The sequence below is a fragment of the Pseudomonas sp. EggHat1 genome, assembly GCF_014892995.1.
GTDB lineage: Bacteria > Pseudomonadota > Gammaproteobacteria > Pseudomonadales > Pseudomonadaceae > Aquipseudomonas > Aquipseudomonas chaetocerotis.
In genome coordinates this window covers 1-1,023 of the sequence record NZ_JACKQK010000036.1, presented here as the reverse complement: position 1 = coordinate 1,023, position 1,023 = coordinate 1, and the positions used below count along the sequence as shown (strand labels likewise).

The following is a 1,023-nucleotide window of genomic DNA, read 5'->3' as shown; positions in this document are numbered from 1 at the left end:
GTCTGCTCCGAAGTTTTCGGTTCGGCCAAGGTTGACTTCGACAAGATCGATAGCGCTCCGGAAGAGAAGGCTCGTGGTATCACCATCAACACTGCACACGTGGAGTACGATTCGTCCGTACGTCACTACGCGCACGTTGACTGCCCGGGTCACGCCGACTACGTGAAGAACATGATCACCGGTGCTGCCCAGATGGACGGCGCGATCCTGGTCTGCTCGGCTGCCGACGGCCCGATGCCGCAAACTCGTGAGCACATCCTGCTGTCCCGTCAGGTTGGCGTACCGTACATCGTTGTCTTTCTGAACAAGGCTGACATGGTTGACGACGCTGAGCTGCTGGAGCTGGTCGAGATGGAAGTTCGCGACCTGCTGAGCACCTACGATTTCCCGGGTGACGACACTCCGATCATCATCGGCTCCGCGCTGATGGCTCTGAACGGCCAGGAYGACAACGGCATGGGTACCACTGCGGTGAAAACCCTGGTGGAAACTCTGGATACCTACATCCCTGAGCCGGTTCGTGCCATCGACCGTCCGTTCCTGATGCCGATCGAAGACGTATTCTCGATCTCCGGYCGCGGTACTGTGGTTACCGGTCGTGTAGAGCGCGGTATCGTCCGTATCCAGGAAGAAATCGAAATCGTTGGTCTGCGTCCGACCACCAAGACCACCTGCACCGGCGTTGAGATGTTCCGCAAGCTGCTGGACGAAGGTCGTGCTGGTGAGAACTGCGGCGTGCTGCTGCGCGGCACCAAGCGTGATGAAGTCGAGCGTGGTCAGGTTCTGGCCAAGCCGGGCACCATCAAGCCGCACACCAAGTTCGAAGCTGAAGTGTACGTTCTGTCCAAGGAAGAAGGTGGTCGTCACACCCCGTTCTTCAAGGGCTACCGTCCTCAGTTCTACTTCCGTACCACTGACGTGACCGGTTCGTGCGAACTGCCGGAAGGCGTTGAGATGGTAATGCCGGGCGACAACATCAAAATGGTTGTCACCCTGATCAAGCCGATCGCCATGGAAGATGGC

At 58.3% G+C, this 1,023-nt stretch carries 1 protein-coding gene; it reads left to right on the top strand.

Annotated features, from left to right (window positions below; genetic code table 11):
• A partial coding sequence (tuf, locus tag INS93_RS24575) for an elongation factor Tu (protein WP_192985857.1) occupies window positions 1-1,023 on the top strand: 1,023 nt, incomplete at both ends.